A 20,958-nucleotide genomic window follows, 5' to 3' on the forward strand; every position below is an offset into this window, starting at 1 on the left:
CCATAAATGTTAACGTAACATAACTCGTTGCTCTTAAGCCCCAATCGTAGACAAATCGAGTCGAAAGACGACAATAAGATAGCATATTTGGAAAAAAATCACCCATCTTTTACAGTCCAAAAACGAGCAAACCCTTTTGTACATTGGCGTGAAGCCATGTGCAAAAGGGTCTATATATGTAGCACTGGAATGGGGTTATCTATATTTAACCTTTTTTAATATTAGCAATAATCTGTTTGATTTTCTGACGAGTAACAATCTCGGTGTCGAGTCTGAAGCCGGCTTTGGCATGTAGGTCATCGGTAAGATCATCCCGTGTGAAGTTAGGCTTGTAGCCTTCTCCCTTGACTATGTTCATAGTCATTGACCGTAGTTTCTCAATTATAGCGGAGGATGTGTATTTATAGTTCAGTTCCTTTTCCATTATTCTGAAGAGCAGTAGTGTGATAAAGCAGACAATGAAGTGGGCCCTTATGTGTTCCGCCGTCCAGACGAAGACGGGTCGACCCTTGAAGTCAGTCTTGATGACCCTGAAGGCATCCTCCGACTCCCAGCGGTTATGGTTCAGTTCGATGATTTTCGTCACATTGTCAGACAGATCCGTACATATCGCATAGAAGCCGTCATATTTTTCTTCTTCTGATATGGCGTCAAGATTCAGGGAGACGGTTCTGAATACCGCAACCTCGCCGTCTTCTGTGGCGTAGGTCTCGGAAAGGAACCTGTCAGGGCTCTTATAAGATTTGGTCAATGTCCTGTTTCCACGTGCATTGCTGTCAGCCTTGTCAATCTCGCGTTGACGCAGGAATCGGAGGTAGTCGCGGTATTTGTATGAAAATGTCACAATCAATCTTTGAGAGAACTTTGTCTTTTCATTGACAATCCAACGCTCGCGATAAAAAGTGCGGTCTCCGTAATAACGGGCAGTATCGGCATCAGTCAGGTCAAACTCCAGTTCATCCTCGTCTGCATCCCGGTACCGCTTGTCTTTTTGTACCGTGTCGGACTTTACAAGTTTCCATCCTGTCGGTTCCAGACACCAGTCCCTGAGATTATCCTCCAGTTTCTTTATTGACTGCACCGTTATGAATGATCTTTCTGCTGTGGAGTTATATGACCGGTTGCCTTCAGAAGAGAGACCTCCGTCTGTACAGACTACAATCTTGCTGACCCCCATCTTCTCAACTATAATCTTTTCAGTTGGAATCAAGGTAGTCTGTTCGTTGGCATTGCCGGGATTGATGCACATCGCAACCGGCATGCCGGAGTTGTCGATGAACATACCCATCTGTACGATGGGGTTCGGTCGATGTTCCTTGGAGACTCCGTACTTGCGTATACGTTCATGAACGTTCCCTTTTTTGTCTGTCACATAGTCCGGATCGGCAGATTCTCTCTCGAAAAAATAGTTGGTGCAGTCATAGTACATGACGGTCGTATCCCGTTCGACAACCTTTGACGAATTAAGGAAAAGTCTCTTCTGGATGTATTCACCGTGTCTGTCCAGGATATCCAGACTCCTGTAGATATGCTGTTTTTCTATATCAAAAGGCTCGATATAGCTTCCGCTCCTGCGATAATTACCTAGTTTTGAAGCCGGTCTCAAAAGCCGTTCGTAGACCATCAGCTCCAGAACTTTGTTGAAATCGAAGTCGAACTTATGTTTACGTGAGATTGCCTCGCATATCCTGTCCATCCCGACCTTATGGTACAGCCGTTTAAGAAACAGATATCCGCTCTCGCAACTCTGAGCCTCGCCTTTTTCAATAAGCTTTGTGGGCGACAGACGTGATATTATCACCTGCCGGCCCTCCTTCTCCTGTGCCGTAAGCCTGGCGATATATCCCCTGGCCCATTCAACAGGATCTCTGTCTCCGCATCTCTGACGAACTTCCTCAAGCGTTCCAAGGCGCTCATGGATTCTTGAGGTACTTTTGCCGTTCTTGTCCCTGTATGCCTTCTGTACATAAAGGATGGAAGTCTTTTTTGTCTTGGTTATTTTCAGCTTCATATTATGCCGCCCTGCCGTTGATTGCTACACGGTGCTACAAAGATAGTAATAAAATTTGACACGTGCAAGCGTGCCAGCAAAAAAGATTCATGAAAATGCAACTGTCAAACTACCGGACAAGGTGAAAGCCGCAGCCGATTATGTGACGACATCGGTCGACGATAACGGAATTGCCAATGCCCTGCAACGGTTTGGCCTAATATAGCGTGAAATGTCGTCCATAAATGTTAACGTAACATAACTCGTTGCTCTTAAGCCCCAATCGTAGACAAATCGAGTCGAAAGACGACAATAAGATAGCATATTTGGAAAAAAATCATTATCTTTGCACACAATTCTATAGTCAATCTTAAAATTAATGGATATCAACAAGGTTCTATACATTTCTCAGGAAATCACGCCTTACCTACCCAGCACTCCCATGTCGGAGATTTCCCAGAAGTTGCCGCAAGGCATACAGGAACGCGGCTCGGAAGTGCGCACATTCATGCCTAAATACGGGTGCATAAAGGAGCGTCGCAATCAACTCCATGAGGTGATTCGACTTTCAGGAATGAACATAATCATCGACGACTCCGACCATCCCCTCATCATAAAAGTCGCCACGCTTCAACCGGCCAGAATGCAGGTCTACTTCATCGACAACGAGGATTACTTCCTGCGCGGACAATCGTCCAAGGACCTTGAAATAAGGCTGACTCCCGAGGACAACGACGAGCGCATCATGTTCTACGTAAGAGGCGTGGTCGAAACCGTAAAGAAACTGCGTTGGGATCCCACGTTGGTTCATGCTTCGGGATGGGTATCGGCTCTCGCTCCCATATACTTGAAGCGAGTTTATTCCGACGACCCGTCGTTCCGCAACTCCAAGGTGGTCTACTCGGTGTTTGACGACAAATTTGACGGAACGCTCGACCCCCGCATGGTGGAAAAGCTGAAGATGGAAGGCTTCACCGACGAAGACCTGAAATCGATATCCTCGGCTCCGGTCGACTACGTGGCCTTGAACAAGCTGGCTATTGACTATTCCGACGGTGTGATTCAGGCATCGCCCGAAATTGATTCCGAGATATTGAGCTACATCAAGGAATCGGGCAAGCCGTTCCTCCCCTATCCCGGCGAAACGGAATATATCGACAAGTACGCCGAATTCTACAATTCGCTCTAATTACTTTAAGCAGTACACAATTCACAATGAAAATAAAGAACCTATTCATTGTCACGCTGATTGCTCTCGGAGTCATCAGCTGTAATGAAGACAGCACTATAGGCTCATCGATTGTCAATGACGAGCTTGCTGTAGTAATCGACTCCACATTTACTGTAACGGGTCATTCGGTGCCCAATGCAAAGATTCAATCACGCACCGATGTACAACTTCTCGGAATAATCGACGCAAAAGGCTACGGACATCTGTCAAGCGAATTTGTAACACAATTCATGCCTTCCAACGCGCTTGACACAGTAGGTGTAACCGTAAACGACATCGACTCACTGATGCTCGGCATGGTCATGAGCGAAGGCCAGTATGTAGGCGACTCCATCGTGCCGATGGGAATCGATGTCTACCGCCTCAAACGCGCTCTACCCTATCCCATATTCAGTAATTTCAATCCCGAGGACTACTATTCGCCCGATGACCTCATAGCGTCAAAAATCTATAACGCTACCCGACTTGGAATGCCCGATTCGATAGCCAAAGTCTACCGCAATAACAAGCAGGTGCCTGTCGAGGTCAAGCTCCCCGTCGAGCTCGGACGCGAATTTTTCAAAAAATACAAGGAAAGCCCTGAAACATTCAACGATCCCGAACGATTTGCCGAGTGGTTCCCCGGACTTTACATCAAAAACAGCTACGGCACAGGTCGTGTGATGCGATTCTACAACACATCATTGGCATTGCACTACACCAAGCACATAACCGCCGACTCCACCACCCACATGCGCAAGGCAATAATGGCCGTAACGCCCGAGGTTGTAAACAACAACAACATGGAGCTTTCGATAAGCCCTCAGATAAAGTCACTCGCACAAACAACTCCCATAGTCATGGCTCCCCTCGGCTACAACACCGAAGTGACCCTGCCGGCTCAGGACCTGCTCAACCGCTTCCGCTCGCAATCGGGCGACTACACCGTGGTCAACGCAATGACATTTGAGGTTCCTGCCGAAACCATCGAGAACGACTACGACATCAAGGCTCCCAACTATATGCTGCTTGTAAGGAAGGACAAGTTGACCGATTTCTTCGCCACGACCCAAATCAACGACGATGTAACTTCGTTCTACGCCATCTACAACACAGCACGCAAGTCCTATACATTCTCTGCAATGCGCGGCTATTTCACCGACCTGCTTAAGAAGGACAAAATAACGGCTACCGACTGCGAGTTTGTGCTCGTCCCCGTCAATCTTAATGTCGAATATGTGCAATCGGGCTACAACACCAATGAAGCCGTTGTAGTGGCAATTGTCCCCTATGTCGACACTCCCGCAATGGTAAAATTTGACCTCGACAAAGCAAAAATTAAGCTCACATATAGCAAGCAAACGATAAATAATTAGTATCTTTGCACTCGCAAACAAGCCACAATAGCTCAGTTGGTAGAGCATTTCATTCGTAACGAAAAGGTTCGTGGGTTCGAGCCCCACTTGTGGCTCATAGAATAGCTGATAATCGTTTGATTATCAGCTATTTCTGTAAATTTGGGTAGCCAAAGGGTAGCCAAAACAACAAAAAGGTGTACTGTTGAAGAGAACCAAAGAGAACTCATGCTGTTCTAATTCTAAGGACAAATTGCAATTTTCCTCAAACACATCCCCCATGATAAACGAGCTTGTTCAAAACCTCATTGCCATCAATAAATGCACCGAAGGACAAGTAATGTCCTTTGAGAACGCATTGTCCATCGTGAAACTTTACGATGAGATGCCGGAACCGAATAATCTGATTGATGAAGCGGAGGAGATGGCTGCATCCGATATTGATGCTCTGGAAAAGTCCGTCATCAAACTCAAAGAGGAATCAGAACGATTTTTGTGTGTCGGTATGCCAATGCTGAAGGAGGTTGATTTCAAGGCTATCGCACAAAATTATTCACGCACCTTTTATAATAAGTTTCATAAAGCAGAGAAAGAGTTGACAGCATATTGGAGAGAATACTGCCAGTTCAATAACCGACTTGACTATCTGGATTTTGATTCCCGGGAATACATAGAAACAGAAAAACTTTGCGAGAAAGCCAAAGCAGAACATGATGAACGGCAAAGGGTGGTTCGGGAGTTATATGCCGAATATGAACAGGCAAACAAAGATAGCTCACATGTATTCCGGTTCAGAGCTGACTTTCTGGGAACTGTCATTTCCCGATATAAAGACATAGCAACTGCGATACTTGCAGACATCAAACGAATCAAGGAGGGCGGTTCATGAGGAAGATTTTGATGAAAGATGCCGAGCAGTTTCGCGATACTGTATCGGCGAAGCTCTGCAACTGCCTTTATGAAGCCTGCAACGAGGTACTGTTTGAATTTACTACTCCCATAATGTTCAGTTTCTACATGAACATTAGATCTGAACAAGATTTCTTCCAGCCTATAAAATTCAAGCAGCTTCATATATGTTATATGGTGTATGCTGTGGAGAAATTAATCTCCCCATCTGCACTTGGAAAGGAATGGTCATCGCTGTTCCTGAAACGCAGCGGCATAAGTCAGCCCTATTATAAAAGTCATCGGCTCGATGACGCAAGAAGCGATGTCCCGGCTAACATAGAATTTCGTGAAAATATAAACAACGCCATCAAAAACTGGGAAGAGATGAGACGTGCCCCACGTTAATCACAATTTCAACACAACAGAATTCGATTTTCAGGACTCACAACGCGCTATATCGCTGTATCCCAGCATATAGTGCGTTTGCATTATTTATATTTCGACACAATGTGCTCACATGGTGTCACTTTGGATAGGCGGTAACTTTGCATCGGAAACGAAAGGTACTCAATGCATGCCAAGAGTACCCGGGTATTTCCAAAAGTATCTACGAAAATCTGACACTACAATATGCAAAGAAAACTTCTCACCTCTAAGGAAGCTGCACAGTATCTTGGCATCTCGCTATCCTTTCTCCGTAAGATGATGATGAACCGCATCATCCCCATGTACAAGCCTAACGGCAAACTCTGTTACTTTGATCCTGCAGACCTCGACGCCTATCTTACCAGTGTCCGCATTTCCTCTCAAGATGAAATCAGGGAGCGCGCTAACGAATATCTACGCAAGTCTGGCAATCATGTCTAAGGGAGTCAACATCTACGAAATCATGCAGCGGTTTTGGCGAGAGAACGAGTATGAGCCATTCTCCACTGCGGAGATTGCGCTGTACTTCTTCCTAATCAACCGCGCGAACAGTCGCCGATGGCAGATGCCGTTCAAGTGTCCGACTTCGGTAATCAGCACCGCAATCCAAGTGACCCGGCAGACTGTTGTCAACACCCGCGAGTCATTGCGAATCCGGAATTTCATAACCTACACCAAAGGCACGGGCAAGGGTTCCCATCCGTTATATTCACTTGTCTTGACAGATAACTTGACGGAATGTTTGCCGGAGGAATTGACGGAAACTTTGCCGGTTAGCTCAACGGTTGACCTGTCGGATAGCTTGACACCCTATAATATAGAAGATAGAAATATTAAAGATAAAAATTATTCTTCAATTAAAACAGGCGATGTGAAGATTCTGAGTTTGGAAGAACTTGAGGTTTTGCTGGTTAACGACGAGTTGTGGCTCAATGAAATCATCACCCTTCTTTCTCCCTCCTGTCAAATCGAATTGCCGGATCTGAAATTGTATCTCGGCAACTTCTTCCGCTACCTCCGTTGCCAGGGAACGAAAGGTAGGGAGGAAGATGACTGCCGGAGATATTTCGTGAACTGGATTAAAAAACAACCAATCAATAAAAACAAAACAACTCTTAAACCGACAATCCATGCAACAAATCAACCATCCAACGATGCTCGCCGACCTGCTGGCGTCACAGCTAAATCAGCGACAGACTACGAGGGCGCGTTTTAGGCTTCCGTTCTCAAAGACCGATACCGTCCGTGTACTTCTTGCCGGAGTGAAAGCGGAGGTTGAACGCCGCGACAAGACTTTTGTAATGAGCGAAGCCCTGTTGACGCAGACCGAACAGATTGCGGAGTGGCTCACGGGCAACCACTCGAAATTCGGGCTTATGCTGTGCGGCGGATGCGGCAACGGCAAGACTACATTTGTAAAAGCCTTCCAGCAAATTCTCAACAAATTTGAAATGAAAGTTGATGATTATTACTCCGAGCGATACTCCATCCGGATTGTCAATGCCCGCGATCTTGCGAGGGTTTGCAAAGAGGACTATGACGAGTGGCGCAGTCTCTGTTATAAACGGATGCTTGCCATCGATGATTTCGGAACCGAACCGCTTGAGGTAATGGACTACGGCAACGTGCTTTATCCAATCACGGATTTGCTGACTACACGCTACGACCGTCACCTTTATACCATCCTCACCACCAACTTGACACCGCAGGAGATACGGCCAAGATACGGCGACCGCATAGCCGACCGCCTCAACGAGATGATGGGCAAAGTCATCTTCGCCAACTCCACTTACAGGACTCCGTAGTCGGAAGTTCAGCCGCTTGTAGCTGTGCTCCGTAATCGAAACGGAAGTGAAGATGGAGGAGGATTGCAAGGTTGTTTTTTATGTCCCATAAAAATTGGCTCCGTCAACCTCACGATTGCCGCATTCTCCGTGGTCTTGAAATCATTCTGATTCCGCATCCTGTCCTTACCTCCTCCATCCTTCTTCCCTCCATTTCTATTTCCAATCAACCCCACAATGACACTGACAAAACGAATATCCAAACACGGGCGCAAGCCCAAACCGGAGTGGCAGCGACTCCGCAATGAAATCAAGCTACATCTTGATGACGGAAACTACGCCGTCGTAAAAGATATGGCCCGCGAAGCCGGTCTTTCACTCAATAAGTTCATCACCCGTGCCGTCATGGGCGCAACAATCCGTAAGGCTCTGACTGAAGAGGAATACTCGATGGTCCGCAGCCTTCAGGGTATCGCCAATAATCTCAACCAGCTTGCCCGATGCGCAAATGGCATGGGCTTCGATACGGTGGCAAGCAAAGTTGATAGCCTGCTCACAACAACGCTCGGTTTACTCTCCAAATTCCGTATGTGATGATAGCCAAATTCAAAAACCGAGTTGACTTCTCGGGTCTGGTAAGCTATGCCAACGACATCAAGAGCGATGAAAAGAGAGGACGGCTATTGTCATATCAGGGTGTCTGTGTCGTTTCCAACGAAACTATTGCTGACAGTTTCAATACACATCTGCGTCGCCCGGATAGCCGAGGACGGGTACATCATATCGGGCAACCGGTAAAGCATGTGTCTATCTCATTCTCCCCGGAGGACGCCCATCTGTTCCCCGACAACGAGGATGGTGACCGCTATATGGCGCAGCTCGTTGATGAATGGCTGCGGGGCATGGGTATTACCAATGCACAGTATATCGTGGCACGTCACTTTGATAAGACGCACCCGCATTGTCATCTTGTGTTCAGCCGGATTGACCTTGACGGCAATATTATCTCCGCATTCAATGAGCGTATCAGTAGCGCGAAAGTCTGCAAGGAAATCAAGCTACGCTACGGTCTGACATTCGGTAACACGACAGGCGAGAAAGTTAACCGTGATAGACTGCGACCGATTCAGCAGTTGCGATTCGATGTCAAGTCGGCAGCAATCGTCGCCGCAAACTGCTCGACATCCTGGGCTGAATTCCAACATTCTTTGGAGGCACATGGGATAGAGGCTTATTTCATTATCAACAGCTCCACGGGAGAAATCCGAGGCATTGCATTCGCCAAAGATGGTTGTCGGTTTGCCGGTTCCAAACTCTCCAAACAGAAACTCTCCTACGGTAAGCTCGTTGCGAAGTTCGGAGAGCTGCCCAATGTGGGGGTGAACGTTTTGTTCACTCCCTCTCGTTACCATCGGATTAACTCTGAGGAGGGTATGGGCAAATTGACCGCACCCTATCAAGATTCAAGCAAGGGGGTCGGCGTTCTGCAGACCTCCTCTCGCAATGAGCCGGTTAAAGGTAAAGGGGTTTACAAAACGGAAAGTCCTTTTGAGGGAGTGCTACCCGTCAGCACTCCCGCTGAACCAACGGAAGTTAGTATGATACCATTGTCTATAATACTCGATCTGCTCACTGGTCCGGCAGTCGTGCAATTTTCCGGCGGTGGAGGCACCACCAACGATCTTGACTGGAATGATGAACGCCGTCGCCGTAAGGAAGCAGAGGAAAACCGAGATATTCACAAACCGTTCAAACGCCGAAGATGAATACAAACGATAAAAACTATGTTGACCGACTGCACAACCAGCAAGTCAACGAGCTTAACGAAATCAAGAACCGACTTCTGATTCTGGAAGGCAACTCGAATGCGATGTCCGACGGCAACATCAGGGTCGAAATCGACACCGACAAAATCTATGAAATGTTCTTGAAATCATGTCACGACTGTCTGCAACAACAGCAGGAACGCCGCCAAGAAGAAGACCGCCAAGCCGCCGAACAACTTCGACAGGAATGTGAAGCTAAAGGGGAACCATATTATGGCTCCGAGACAGAGATGCACGTTGTTATGCTCAAAGAGTTCAACACATTTTACCGGTTGATAATCACCTATATCAAAAGAACGGAGGAGCACTATAAACTCTTCCATTCAGATATACTCAATCATCTCGTAGCAGCCACCACTGCAGATGATACGCCCAAACCGCATTCGATTTTCTCAAACCTACCGTCAGGCTTACTCCCCAAAATAGCCACACTTCGCCATCGCCTCACAAGCTGCATCCGCAATTATCTCACCGGCAGTTTCACTCTTCCTCGCGGCTGGACACTTCTAACCATACTACTCTATTCCCTTGTGTTTATTCTTATCCTCTACTTCCGCATAACAATTATGGTGTCAGGTTAATGAAAACAAAGAACACGCCTGTTACCTATAACTACTCGTTTTTTCGGACAAACTACTCGGATATTTGCAGAACTACTCGCCAACTACTCGCTTTTTCGTATGAACTACTCGGTTTTCAGGTCAAACTACTCGCTTTCTACTCGGTTTCCATAGCATACCAGCGTTGTTTAATTGATTGGATTTTGCCTTCAGATGCCAATTCCTTGAGAATATTACCGACCATTTGGCCATTCTGATCGGGAGTATTGCGGCTGGGGAGAGTGCCGCCGAGATATTCCATGATGTCGCTACGCTTGGCACCATCCGCACCAGCGTTCTGAATGTATTGGAGCACCATGAGCTTTATCTTGTCTCGCTCTAAGCCGACAACGCGAGTATAACCGGAAAGTTGTTTGGTTTTCTTCGCCACTGTCAGCGAGATACGATAGTTTGGAGCTTCGCCTTCGATGAGACCACGCTGCATCATGTCCTGCGCGACCGTTTCATCAATACGGTGCCCCTTTTGGATAGCGTCAAGTGAGATGCAGTCCCAAAGGGTAAGCGAGTCGTTATTCTTGAGCATATTGGTGTAACGCTCATCAATGGACGTACCGTAAATGCGAACAGCTACTTGCTGCCTATCATTGTCTATCTCATAGTCCGGCATAGGGAAGCGGCGCTGCCATTGCTCGGTGAACATCTTCTTGATGCCTCGGCTTACGGTGTCAATCATGTTGAAATGCACCATCGCCTGACAAAGACAGTCGTTGCGGAAGAACTTCTGCGGCTCGTCAGTGCTCAGGACTTCTTCCAATGATCCCGGAATGAAAGAACCGGCATTGGAGTAGTAAAGAAAACCGGGATTCTCAACGAAGTTTATACGCTGCTGGAGCTGATAATTCGAATGGGCAATGCAGTTGTGAAGTGCCTCACGGATGGTGTAGTCATCATACTGCTTCATTGTGTCGGGGAACAATGTGCCGCCCGGCATCTCGCGCAGCGTCAGATTGTGAATCTTGGCAAGGATTTCATCGACTGTCAGTATGTATGGCACGGAGAAATGCTCGTAATCAACAACATCCTTGTTCTTGTCGCGTAGCGTCCAAGTAACCTGCACGACAGCCGGTCTCAGCAGATACTCCGAAAAGCTCTTGCCTAAAAGAATGATGGCTGCACGTGTCAGCTTACCGTCAATCATAAGACCGCATTTGCTGAGGAACTTTTCATCTGACCAAGCATTGACTTCGGCAACCGGAATCCGGCTATGCACCTTTTTGAACATCTTGCGGGCTTTTGCAATCGCAACCTCATCAAGGTCTTCGAGCGAAGCGTTGGGCACAATCTCGGCAGACCAGTCGCGATATGGTGTCTGATTGCGGATTTCATCCTGCTTCGACTGATTGAGTGGTTTTAGACTCTCGCCGTCACGACCGTAAGCGATACCTTTCCACTTCATCACGATATTGCGCGGTGAGGCCGGAATCTTGAACATCAGTATGCGCTTGTTGTAAACTTCGACAGGAATAATCTCGCGGAATGTCTGACCGTCACTCATGTTATTAGTGAGGTCTTGCTTCACCCTGTTCAATGCACCCTCGCCATCCTTGTAAAAAGTGCCGACGATTTCATGCTTCTTTTCATCGTAGCCAAATACAAGCCACGCAAAAGGAAGACCATGTAAATTCGCCTCGTTGCTCAATGCCGAGAAATACCTGCCGAGATCATCAAAGTCGAAGTTATTCTCCGCCTTCTTGAACTCCACCACTTCCGATTCCTTATGCTGAATCAAAGAGTGAAAAAGCTGCCTGCATGTCGAGTTGTCAGTTGTCATAATCTTCTAATGGTTTTTAATTGGATTTTGCAAAAGCAAGACCGATATAATACACAATCCTTACAATTATCCAAGTCAATTTATCAATTTCTCACGATGCATGGCAAGATACTCCTGAGAGGGTTTATATATTGGCGGAAGATGTATTGCTTTTCCTTCAAAGTTTAGAAAATATTCCTTAAATGCGGTGGAGGTATACTCTTCTTTTAAAATCGGACTAAGAATCAATCGATAATCTTCATCGAAAGAGATGAAATATTTATCGAATGCTGCATCATAAGTCGCACTAAGACATAAACCATTTTCTGGGTTCAAGCGGGTATTCACTCGCTCTGCCCATGGAATAATGTGACTAGCCCGTAGCACCTCTGGGATTTCTAATCCAGTAAGGCAACATTTTGAGTCATAAATTTTAAGCAACATAGCCCTGAATATGTCTTGACCAACTCGTCGTTTTGCTCTAACTTCTGTGTCAGATCCTATTTCATTTATCTGAAACTTCTTCATCAAATCTATAGAAAGCTTTGATCCATTATGTTCAGACTTTCGCATAATTTCGGATGCTTCGGCGGCACAAGCCCTTTGGACGAATTCTCCAAATCTACGGATAGCTGCAGTACAGAATCTTTTTCTCGGATAGCTCGTTTGGGTCGGCTTGCCAAAATCAAATATGGATTCCGTCCCATTTCTAAACTTATCTTCTTCGGCAGCAATATAATCAATGATTCGAGCAATCAAATAAGGATCTCTTATTTCTAAAAGAGGCTGATTGCCCCAATTAAATTGATTTTCCTTTTGTAAAAGCTCATCAATAATTTCAATTGCCTTAAGATATGAAGATGGAGTACCGCTATTCTTATTTGGATAAGCGGAATACAAATAATCACTGAATGTAAGAGCTTCCATTATGATCAGAATAGTCGTTCTTGTTACTCAAAAAATCTTTTATTGGGTTTCCGAAGTCTGAATTAAGAGCACGCTTTATACTGTACTGAGAAATATTAAGCAAATAAAGCTTGTTGTCAGAAGCAAAAATGGCTAATTTGTCATTCGGAGAAGCATATTTACGCGCAAAAGGACCAAACCAAATGCGGCAGTCACCTCGTTTATTAGCTCGATATAGGGTAGACAAGCCATCGTCAAGTGACTTGTATGCGAGATATATAGTGGGGATCTGAATTTTATACTCGGGCCCAAATTCCTGTTTAGCATAATCGTGTATACACCCTTCAACGAGTAAATCGCGAAGCGAACTATTTGCATCGGCAATACTATGCGAAAGCATATTCTCACTCATCGGCATTAGTGAGAATCTACATCCCATCTCTGTAAGTACAGCGATATTTTGGGTTACTCGTTCAGATTTTTCATCCATGGGTTAATGTATATGTTTAAGAATTTCGTTAGCAATTGCTTTAGCCATCAAAGGAGGAACGGCATTCCCGACAAGAGAGTATTGTGGTATGTCATTCTTTCTCGAATCTCCACCCGTGGTACGTTTGCCTTGAAAAACGAAAGAGTCATCAAAAGACTGCAAACGAGCCATTTCACGTACAGTCATGCATCTGTGAGATGAATAATGTATAAAGTCATCCGGCATAGTTACAACTGTAGGGGATTGACCATTAGGATCTAAGACTGTATAATTGCGTTTAGCAGATGCTAAATTTTCTGCTTGCAATCGATTTTTGCATTCTGGAGTATAACCACCTTCTTGAGCTATTATTTCTAATCGGCGCTTTACAGTATCCGTTTGGTAGCTTGTTTGATGATTAAATAACTCTTGTCTCAAAACATCTCTTGCTTCATACGCCTCTTCTGATTTGGCGTATATCGGAGAATTGTCAAATTCAAAACGATGATTCATACGACCCTCTCTTGACTCTTTGGCATAATCAGATTGAGCCTCTAATTCATAGTTGGTTTTAGACTCCCCATTGCTAATAAAATCTAAATCGCCAATGGCATCCTTTACAGTAGGAGATATGGGGCAAGTTGACGGAATTGCAGAAATCAAAGGTTGATCCTTTCTGCATCCAATAAATAAGACGCGCTCTCTTTTCTGAGGGACTCCATAATCTATACTATTAACCACAATTGGTTCTTGGATATTATATAAGTGTATGGAGTCAAATTGTTCTTTAACAAGTTGTTGCCGCCCATCTTGAACTGATTCCAAAATTACGTCAATCGTCTCTTCTATTGTCTTGTTGAACAGTCCTATTGCAGTATAAATTTCATTATACCCATCAGAATCATCAACTTCAATATTAACGCTTAATGCTTTTTGCATCTCCGATATAACAGCATCGTCGTTATAGGAATCAATAAATGTATCGATTTTTTCTGCAAAATTGTCGTTATCGATATAAAATTCTGCCTTCTGATGCATTAATGTATTTATTATTGTTTGTCTCGCATCAGAATTTTTAAGCAAGATAATACCATGACGAACAGTATTTATATCAGAATCGCTTTTACTCGTTTGATATGGCAATCCTTTTGTATATTCCTTAAACTTGGCTTCAATTGCTTTCAAATATTCGTCTTTAGCCACTGAATCGTCAAATAGTTCCCATTTTAATTTATTAATGAGGACAGAACGCATAAAATCAGATATTTCCTGATCAAGCGATTCTTCAACATAAATGATGAATTTTTGAGCAAGTTTTTCGTCTATTATAGAACGAATCTCATTTAAAATAGCCGCCTTAAACGCGCCATGGTCTTTTGTGAGAATACCACGCACATTCTCCATTACGAAGTACTTCGGTTTTAACTCGCTAATTACTTTTAAATAATGGATGAAAAGATTATCTCTTTTATCATATTTGCGGCGACGCCCCGAAAGGCTGAATGACTGGCAACTTGGGCCACCAGTAACGACATCAATACTCCGACCTTCAAGTTGTCGTTTTAGCTCTTCAATGAACTGGGGGGACATAATATCTTGTGTTATGAATTTTATATTCAACCCCAGTTGATAATTATAACGCAACTCGTGAGTTAAAGCACAGTTTTTATTGATGTCACTTGCCAAAATAAATTCAAAATATTTATCGGGTGTATAAGCTTGTAAAAAGCCCTCACTGAAACCACCGGCTCCAGCGAACAAATCAATAAATGTGAATTTACGCTTATCCTTAGTAAATTCTACCTTCTCTGCCATGTTAATCCTGCTGTTCTCTTAATGCCTTTCTTTGTTTCTTGCGATCTTCAATCGCAACGATTACATCTTTACACTGTTCCAGGTAGTTAAAGAAGTCATTTTGATCCCATACTGTCAAATCAACAACGCCTCCGGCATTATTAAGTAGTTGGACACACGCATCCATTCTGTATTCTACATATTTGTTAAATATATCAGATTCATGTGCTGAAACAAAATTCATAAGGCCTTGAAGCGGTGCTCGGTTACTCATTAGAAAAGGTGCGGCAGCAACTCCTCTAGAACGTATATTCTGATGTGTGAACAGACGTTGGGTTAAGGTATAATCAAAATTTTGCTCTTCGCTGTCGCCTCTTACCACTGTCGCATACACAGACCAGTAAAGGCCATGAAGCCAATTTCGCACTACTCCTTGACCATAGAGCCAGTGCTCATTAATATAATTAGGACTTACATCCTCTTCTTCGTCAATTTTCTCCCAGCGTTTGCGCACGTAAGGCATTAAAACGCAATGGGATAAAAACACCCAAATCTCGCGTTGAGCGACTTGTAAAGGGCTCAGTTCAGGAAACGCCTCAAATAAGATTTTGGCAGCTTCAAAATCATAAATGGCTTTATTACGTGCATCAGAAGGAGGAACGGTAGCTAACATACGGTCGCATAAATCATCAGGAACTTCGATTGGAACTGTATGTAATCCATTCTTATCCTGAGCATATTCCATCCAATCGAAATTAGGGTCCTTATAGCGGTCCATGTTTTCGTCTATCGAATTTGAAAGGATATCGACGAAGTCTTTTGTGAAGATACGTTGGTTACTCATATTCTTCCTGATTTAATTGTGCAGAAAATTCTTTTATAGCGTTCTCTCGAGGGTTACTGAGCAGTTTGTCTGCTACGTCACAGGCTTCGTCGTAGGTAGGCGTTATGTCATTATCTAAATCGATATTTGTATCAGTAAGAGACTGGATAAATTCCTTTAAGAATATGCACCAATCTTTTTCGGCATAAATGGCCTTTTTTATATTTAAAACTCCTTGCAAGAATGCATCTCTTACGATAAGGCCATTTGATAACGATGGATGTTCACCGTCAAAATTCTCGAAGGCTCGATAAATATTCGAAGGACAACCTATTTGAATTTTATCGCCATCAAATTTGTATTCAAAATTGTCAATGCCTTCTTTACGAACATAAGAGATGAAGTTGTTAAGATTTATGGAGTTTTTACTGCACGAAGAGATACACGTTTTTCCTCTAAAAAAGCAACGGTTGCGCCCTTTTCAAAATCAACGATTCCCTCATAGTCATCACTTACATTTTGAAATGGGAACCCGTTAATTTTCTTTACGGCAACAATAGAAGCCGCACATATAAATGTATTGTACACAGATGATGCTGGAAATCTTAATTCCAACGGAAGTGAGTCGGACTGTGCTTTGCAACTGAAGAAAGTCTTACTGCACTCAACAACTATCTGGTATTTGGCACAACCAGATTCTATTAGTTTCTCTATATCCTCATTAGAATTTTCCATAGACAACCGGATCACAATTTCTTGGTCAAGATCATTTATTGTAATCTCAAGATTAACCTTTGGCTCTTCTCCAATGAAATCCTCAGTCCATCCCCAAATGGGATGAGGATATATGGCGTTTTTATCGAGTTTCATATGCCTTTGGAACTAATGAATAGTTAATGGACTTATTCACGGGGGTAAAATATATTATGTTCGCACTATCTTTCTGCAAATCAAACCCACGAATCTCATTCTTGTTATTTCCAACGATAGATAGACCATCTCCGACCTTTTCAAGTTCAAGAGGGAGTGATTTTCCACCAAGAGCTGATATATACAATGCTACAGAACATCCTACGCAATCTTTAGGAGAGCGTATAATGAGTTTACATGTGTATTCAGAGTCCGACAAGGGTATTAACTTAAATGCCCTTGGCAACAATCTGAGCTCTCTAAGGTGAGTTATTGGCTCATCGCTAACTTGGTTCTCATGATTGCCATTTTCTGTTTCAAATTCATCTTTCTTGATGGACCCATTAGGAAGTTTATCACTTGGCGGCGGTGTTGGCCTCGGCGGTATCGCCCCCGGCGGTGCCGGGGGCATTGAAGGGACTTCTGTTTTTTCAGGTGTGGAATTGCCTCCACGAGTAGTGTTACCTGCTTGTCCCTTCCGTCTCTTTTTCTTACTTTTGCCAGTCTCTAAAATAACGAGACTACCTTTGGATTTTTTATGTGTAGCCTTTATTTCGTCTAATTCATTAGATGTTGGCCATACAGCTTCATCTTCAGTACTTTTATGTAATGAATTTCCAACCAGATTTACTTCAATAGATGAGAGAGATTGAAGCGATCGCTCCTCACTTCCATTATCCGGAAACGTTAGATTAATACACGTTGTTACAAATTCTTCGAGTTGCTTTTGAACTAAAGTTATCGCGTTTTTTTCTGATGTTGACAAACGTCGGAGTTCGGCGTTGACCCATTTGTCATGAGTGACATTTTCTATTTTGCGCAACTCAGAACTACCCTCGTTTACTACCACAACTCCACGATAACCTTGCCGTTCTTTGCCGCGACGAACTTCTATTGTCATGAGTTTATCTCGCATATAAATTATTGTATCGCGATATTTTGCTTTCAGATCGTCGTTTTTCCAAAGATAGAGCGTGGCACTGAAGTTACTCCATTTTTCTGGTGTAACTTCGTTTGTCGTGTAAACCAAGTGCTCGTCATCTTCTTTAGCTTTTGAGACAGCTTCAATCAAATATGGTCTTGGACTGAAAAAGATTCCGGCATCGCGAATTTTATTTTTAATGGAATCAAATATATCCTCTGTAGAATTGAAATAATGTTCAGTCTTCTCTATAATATTGTTGTGGTTGAATTCTTCTCCAAAGAGATTAGCGGTAATTTTCTCTTGTAATATTGCCATAAAGAAGCCTCTAAGGAAATTCCTTTTCATTTCAACCTTTTCTTCCTCGGTTAGATCAATACCTAACACATAGGCATCTGTTCCAGGAACGCTGCGTTGAAACACTTCCGGTATGGCTTCACCTGAACCTGGATGTAATCCACCTTCAGAGTCGTAAAAACCATGAGCTTTGAAACTTTGGCCATCTACGCGATGATCACATAATTTTATGACGCCTTCACAGAAAGTTTCATTTTCTGTTGTGAAGGTACTATAAATGACTGCATTAATGTTCGAATTAACAAAGCCAACTGTTTTTCCAAGTCCATGACTGCCACCAGCAGAATTTTCAGGCTTATAACTTGCACAACACTGACGGACGCAAGCATTAAAAGCACTGTTCTCACCGGTTTCATTTTCATCTTTGTACGGCATTCCTACTGTGTAATAATCGGAAAAAATCAGCACTGGGATTTCTCCATCAGCCACCCATTTAGTTAGGGCTTCAATTTTTGGGGGATATGGATCCCTACTAAAATTGTCTCTTTTGCAACTATCTGAAGCTGCTTTTAGATGGGGAAGCAATTCCCGAGTGAGATTCGGGAACTCATCAATGGACAAGCTTGAAACTGATACCATAATCCTAACAGGATTTGGTGATGTGTTGTCATGCGCATCCAGTGAGTTTTGAGTATATTCACGTATTAGATTACGAAGAGCATACTTCTCAAATTGAGGGAAGGATGCATCTTCGCTACCTTGCCCCATATCTAAAGGGCCTTTAGGAGCAAAAGTCCATTTAAAATTCTTCTCCATGCTCGTTACTTAAAAGCGAAAGTGGACTTACAAGCCTTACCCAACTCTTTTGTATAGGCGCCACGAGATTCCTTAAGCGCCTTGCTAATTTCATTGTACATAAATTCTACATCCTGTTCATTGTACTCGTAGTTGCTACGATTGGCACAATTAGCAAGGAGAGACAATGTGTTAACAATCTTCTGCACGCGTCCTGTGGCTACTTTCTCAAAGCGCTGTCGTTTTTCTGATTTTTCCATTATTGGCAATTATTTTAATATTTTTCGCAAAACTATAAAATATAATTTATTCTGCAAAATATTTGCCAATATTTTTTATATATTGTCGATAGGATTTATTGATAGGACTGATTAATGCACCTTATTTCAGACTGTTCGACATTCAATTAGATATGTTCAATAATTTTCAATAGCTTTGATAAATGGGACATCTTCGGGTGCGGAAGAACGGAGAGGATAGCGCTCAACCGGGCCACGCTCGGGAGAGCCGTAGCCGATACCGGCGCAATAGGCAAGAGATTCGGCTTCGGTGTCGAAACATTCTGGTTCATTTAAGTAGATAGTGTCATCGGAGTCGAGGTATTCTTTGAAACCTTCGATGTCGCCGTCCTGAGCGAAGTCGATAAGAATTGGATCTGTGAGGACGTAAATTTTAACTGACATATAAATTGGTATTTAAGGTGTTATAGATTTAACGGTGGCATTGAGTCGATGGCGGCTTGTTTGAGGGAATCGACGGCGCGGGTATATTTCTCGGTGTGGGAGAGACCGCTGTGTCCGAGGATGCTGGCTACGGTCTTGATGTTGGCTCCGTTGCTCAACAGGTTCGTCCCGCAACTGTGACGGGCACAATGCCAGGTGATGTGCTTTTCGATACCGGCACGGGCGACCCAGTGGCGCAAGGCTTTCAGGCACATGGTATGCGACGGTAATGGGAAGATGATTTGATTGCGGTTGCCATCCTTGGGTTGACCGATAAGGTGCAGAAGTCCGTCATTGAGGGGAATGACTACACCACTGGCTGCGCTATGGGCCTTGGTCTTGCTTTGCTCGAACTTCAGCAGTTTGTTTGAATAATCGACATTAGCATAGGTGAGATCTTTAACATCGCACCAGCGAAGTCCGCAGTAGAGGCAGAAGATAAAGGCACGGTGAATGTCGGGATTCTCCTTTTCGTAATGCGTATTGGCGAGCAGAACGATTTCTTCCTGACTGAGAATTTCCTTTTTGAGCTGTCCGTAGTCTTTCTTGATAGAGACACCTCGGCACGGATTCTTTGCAATTATATCTTTGTCGAGAGCGGCAAGTATCATTTTCTTGAAGCGCCCATAAACAGTGTGAGCACCCTCGCCGGTGAAGCGGTTAATGAGATACTCGGTGAACGCCTTCATCAAATCTTTGGTGAGATGCTGTGGGCGCACAACGAGCCCCTGCGCTTTCCTCTCCCTCTGCGCTTCTTTCTTTGCATTGCTTTGGCGGATGGCCTCCTTTTCCTCTTTCGCCATCGAGCCCGTAATCTTCCCCGGTAGCAGCTTCCCTTTCGGATCAATCAGAAAGTCGATGAACACAGTGCGTGCACGACGGATCTGATTAGCGTCCTTCTTTGTATATGAGGCATGATATTCGGCCATGAAGTCGAGGTAGTTTATCTCGACTTCCTCCTTCTTCAATCGGTAGCCAAGTTTATCCTCTTTCAGTTCTTGTTCGCGCTCAAAACGGATTTTCTTGGCTATTTCAAGAAGCTCTTTGTTTTGCTGGCGTTCAAGTTGTGTTCTCGGAGCCTGCCAAAGATAGAGGCTCAGGTATTCACGGCGCCGGTTCTTTTTTATAGTTTCTTTACCAGTTTTCTCATTGAACACCTTGGAATAGCCAAAATAGAAGTCCAAGAACAGGCTTTCACGACCGTCATTCAAAACCTTAGCCCCAAGTTTGGGGTTATCCGTTGTATCCGTGCTGATTAGATATGTATTATCGGCTCTATAATTCTTCTTTATTGCCATGTTTGTTGTCCTTTGATTCTTATGGCTACAAAGGTAGTAAAAATTTCTGATTCGGGTAGCCAAAGGGTAGCCAAAAACAACAAAAAGAGGGAATTTTTAAGAATTGAAGAAAATGGCTCAAAATTGTATTCATTTAATACACAGCTATTTTAACTTCCATTGCATTCCGAT

The 20,958-nt window shown here is 43.9% G+C and carries 21 protein-coding genes, 1 tRNA gene and 1 pseudogene; 12 read left to right on the plus strand and 11 right to left on the minus strand.

The window, feature by feature from the left end:
- Positions 1–205 precede the first annotated feature (205 nt).
- Positions 206–2,011 carry an IS1634 family transposase gene (locus tag E7746_RS07940; RefSeq protein WP_136409411.1) on the minus strand — a complete coding sequence of 602 codons (1,806 nt, stop codon included), beginning with the start codon at positions 2,009–2,011 and terminating at the stop codon, positions 206–208.
- A 121-nt stretch (positions 2,012–2,132) separates the two neighbouring features.
- Here E7746_RS07940 and E7746_RS07945 point away from each other — a divergent pair.
- The 12 genes and pseudogenes from E7746_RS07945 to E7746_RS08000 form a co-directional block, all read left to right on the plus strand.
- A pseudogene (locus E7746_RS07945) lies at positions 2,133–2,216 on the plus strand (Cof-type HAD-IIB family hydrolase); the annotation flags it as partial.
- 153 nt (positions 2,217–2,369) lie between these two features.
- Positions 2,370–3,179: a glycogen/starch synthase gene (locus E7746_RS07950; RefSeq protein ID WP_123396813.1), complete on the plus strand. Its 810-nt coding sequence runs from the start codon at positions 2,370–2,372 to the stop codon at positions 3,177–3,179.
- A gap of 26 nt (positions 3,180–3,205) precedes the next feature.
- Positions 3,206–4,576 carry a DUF4270 family protein gene (locus E7746_RS07955; RefSeq protein WP_136410437.1) on the plus strand — a complete coding sequence of 457 codons (1,371 nt, stop codon included), beginning with the start codon at positions 3,206–3,208 and terminating at the stop codon, positions 4,574–4,576.
- A gap of 21 nt (positions 4,577–4,597) precedes the next feature.
- A tRNA-Thr gene (locus E7746_RS07960) sits at positions 4,598–4,671 on the plus strand.
- Positions 4,672–4,835: 164 nt separating this feature from the next.
- Positions 4,836–5,444 carry a hypothetical protein gene (locus E7746_RS07965; protein WP_136410439.1) on the plus strand — a complete coding sequence of 203 codons (609 nt, stop codon included), beginning with the start codon at positions 4,836–4,838 and terminating at the stop codon, positions 5,442–5,444.
- On the plus strand, positions 5,441–5,851 hold the full coding sequence (locus tag E7746_RS07970; RefSeq protein ID WP_168184337.1) for a hypothetical protein: 411 nt from the start codon (positions 5,441–5,443) through the stop codon (positions 5,849–5,851). The genes E7746_RS07965 and E7746_RS07970 overlap by 4 nt, the downstream gene beginning before the upstream one ends.
- 225 nt (positions 5,852–6,076) lie before the next feature.
- Entirely contained in the window at positions 6,077–6,313 is a 237-nt protein-coding gene (locus E7746_RS07975; protein ID WP_136410443.1) for a helix-turn-helix domain-containing protein, read from the plus strand.
- Positions 6,306–7,088: a DUF7833 domain-containing protein gene (locus E7746_RS07980; protein ID WP_136410445.1), complete on the plus strand. Its 783-nt coding sequence runs from the start codon at positions 6,306–6,308 to the stop codon at positions 7,086–7,088. The genes E7746_RS07975 and E7746_RS07980 overlap by 8 nt, the downstream gene beginning before the upstream one ends.
- A complete protein-coding gene (locus E7746_RS07985) occupies positions 7,003–7,677 on the plus strand; it encodes a P-loop NTPase family protein (RefSeq protein WP_238337155.1) in 675 nt (224 codons plus the stop codon). Before E7746_RS07980 ends, E7746_RS07985 begins: the two co-directional genes overlap by 86 nt.
- Before the next feature lie 216 nt (positions 7,678–7,893).
- Positions 7,894–8,250, plus strand: coding sequence for a plasmid mobilization protein (locus E7746_RS07990; RefSeq protein ID WP_136410447.1), 357 nt, complete (start codon positions 7,894–7,896; stop codon positions 8,248–8,250).
- Positions 8,250–9,422 carry a relaxase/mobilization nuclease domain-containing protein gene (locus E7746_RS07995; protein WP_136410449.1) on the plus strand — a complete coding sequence of 391 codons (1,173 nt, stop codon included), beginning with the start codon at positions 8,250–8,252 and terminating at the stop codon, positions 9,420–9,422. The genes E7746_RS07990 and E7746_RS07995 overlap by 1 nt, the downstream gene beginning before the upstream one ends.
- Positions 9,419–10,063, plus strand: coding sequence for a hypothetical protein (locus tag E7746_RS08000; RefSeq protein ID WP_136410451.1), 645 nt, complete (start codon positions 9,419–9,421; stop codon positions 10,061–10,063). Before E7746_RS07995 ends, E7746_RS08000 begins: the two co-directional genes overlap by 4 nt.
- Before the next feature lie 136 nt (positions 10,064–10,199).
- On the opposite strand, the gene E7746_RS08005 is transcribed toward E7746_RS08000, so the two are convergent.
- The 10 genes from E7746_RS08005 to E7746_RS08050 all read right to left on the minus strand — a co-directional run bounded on the left by E7746_RS08005 (position 10,200) and on the right by E7746_RS08050 (position 20,787).
- The gene (locus tag E7746_RS08005) at positions 10,200–11,873 is read right to left on the minus strand and encodes an RNA-binding domain-containing protein (RefSeq protein WP_136410453.1); all 1,674 of its coding nucleotides are present in this window, start codon (positions 11,871–11,873) and stop codon (positions 10,200–10,202) included.
- Between the two features lie 75 nt (positions 11,874–11,948).
- Positions 11,949–12,779 (minus strand): HNH endonuclease, encoded by an 831-nt coding sequence (locus E7746_RS08010; RefSeq protein WP_136410455.1) that lies wholly within the window; start codon positions 12,777–12,779, stop codon positions 11,949–11,951.
- Complete coding sequence (locus E7746_RS08015) at positions 12,757–13,248, minus strand: hypothetical protein (RefSeq protein ID WP_136410457.1); 492 nt, start codon at positions 13,246–13,248, stop codon at positions 12,757–12,759. The genes E7746_RS08010 and E7746_RS08015 overlap by 23 nt, the downstream gene beginning before the upstream one ends.
- A gap of 3 nt (positions 13,249–13,251) precedes the next feature.
- Positions 13,252–15,042 carry a DNA cytosine methyltransferase gene (locus E7746_RS08020; protein ID WP_136410459.1) on the minus strand — a complete coding sequence of 597 codons (1,791 nt, stop codon included), beginning with the start codon at positions 15,040–15,042 and terminating at the stop codon, positions 13,252–13,254.
- Between the two features lies 1 nt (position 15,043).
- Positions 15,044–15,865: a DUF6339 family protein gene (locus E7746_RS08025; RefSeq protein WP_136410461.1), complete on the minus strand. Its 822-nt coding sequence runs from the start codon at positions 15,863–15,865 to the stop codon at positions 15,044–15,046.
- A gap of 393 nt (positions 15,866–16,258) precedes the next feature.
- A complete protein-coding gene (locus E7746_RS08030) occupies positions 16,259–16,714 on the minus strand; it encodes a hypothetical protein (RefSeq protein WP_136410463.1) in 456 nt (151 codons plus the stop codon).
- Positions 16,701–18,788, minus strand: a complete 2,088-nt coding sequence (locus E7746_RS08035; RefSeq protein ID WP_136410465.1) for a hypothetical protein — start codon at positions 18,786–18,788, stop codon at positions 16,701–16,703. Before E7746_RS08035 ends, E7746_RS08030 begins: the two co-directional genes overlap by 14 nt.
- Before the next feature lie 5 nt (positions 18,789–18,793).
- Positions 18,794–19,027, minus strand: a complete 234-nt coding sequence (locus E7746_RS08040) for a hypothetical protein (protein ID WP_136410467.1) — start codon at positions 19,025–19,027, stop codon at positions 18,794–18,796.
- A gap of 156 nt (positions 19,028–19,183) precedes the next feature.
- Positions 19,184–19,450: a hypothetical protein gene (locus E7746_RS08045; RefSeq protein WP_136410469.1), complete on the minus strand. Its 267-nt coding sequence runs from the start codon at positions 19,448–19,450 to the stop codon at positions 19,184–19,186.
- A gap of 20 nt (positions 19,451–19,470) precedes the next feature.
- Positions 19,471–20,787: a site-specific integrase gene (locus tag E7746_RS08050; protein WP_136410471.1), complete on the minus strand. Its 1,317-nt coding sequence runs from the start codon at positions 20,785–20,787 to the stop codon at positions 19,471–19,473.
- Between the last annotated feature and the right edge of the window lie 171 nt (positions 20,788–20,958).

This window comes from Muribaculum gordoncarteri (assembly GCF_004803695.1).
GTDB classification, from domain to species: domain Bacteria; phylum Bacteroidota; class Bacteroidia; order Bacteroidales; family Muribaculaceae; genus Muribaculum; species Muribaculum gordoncarteri.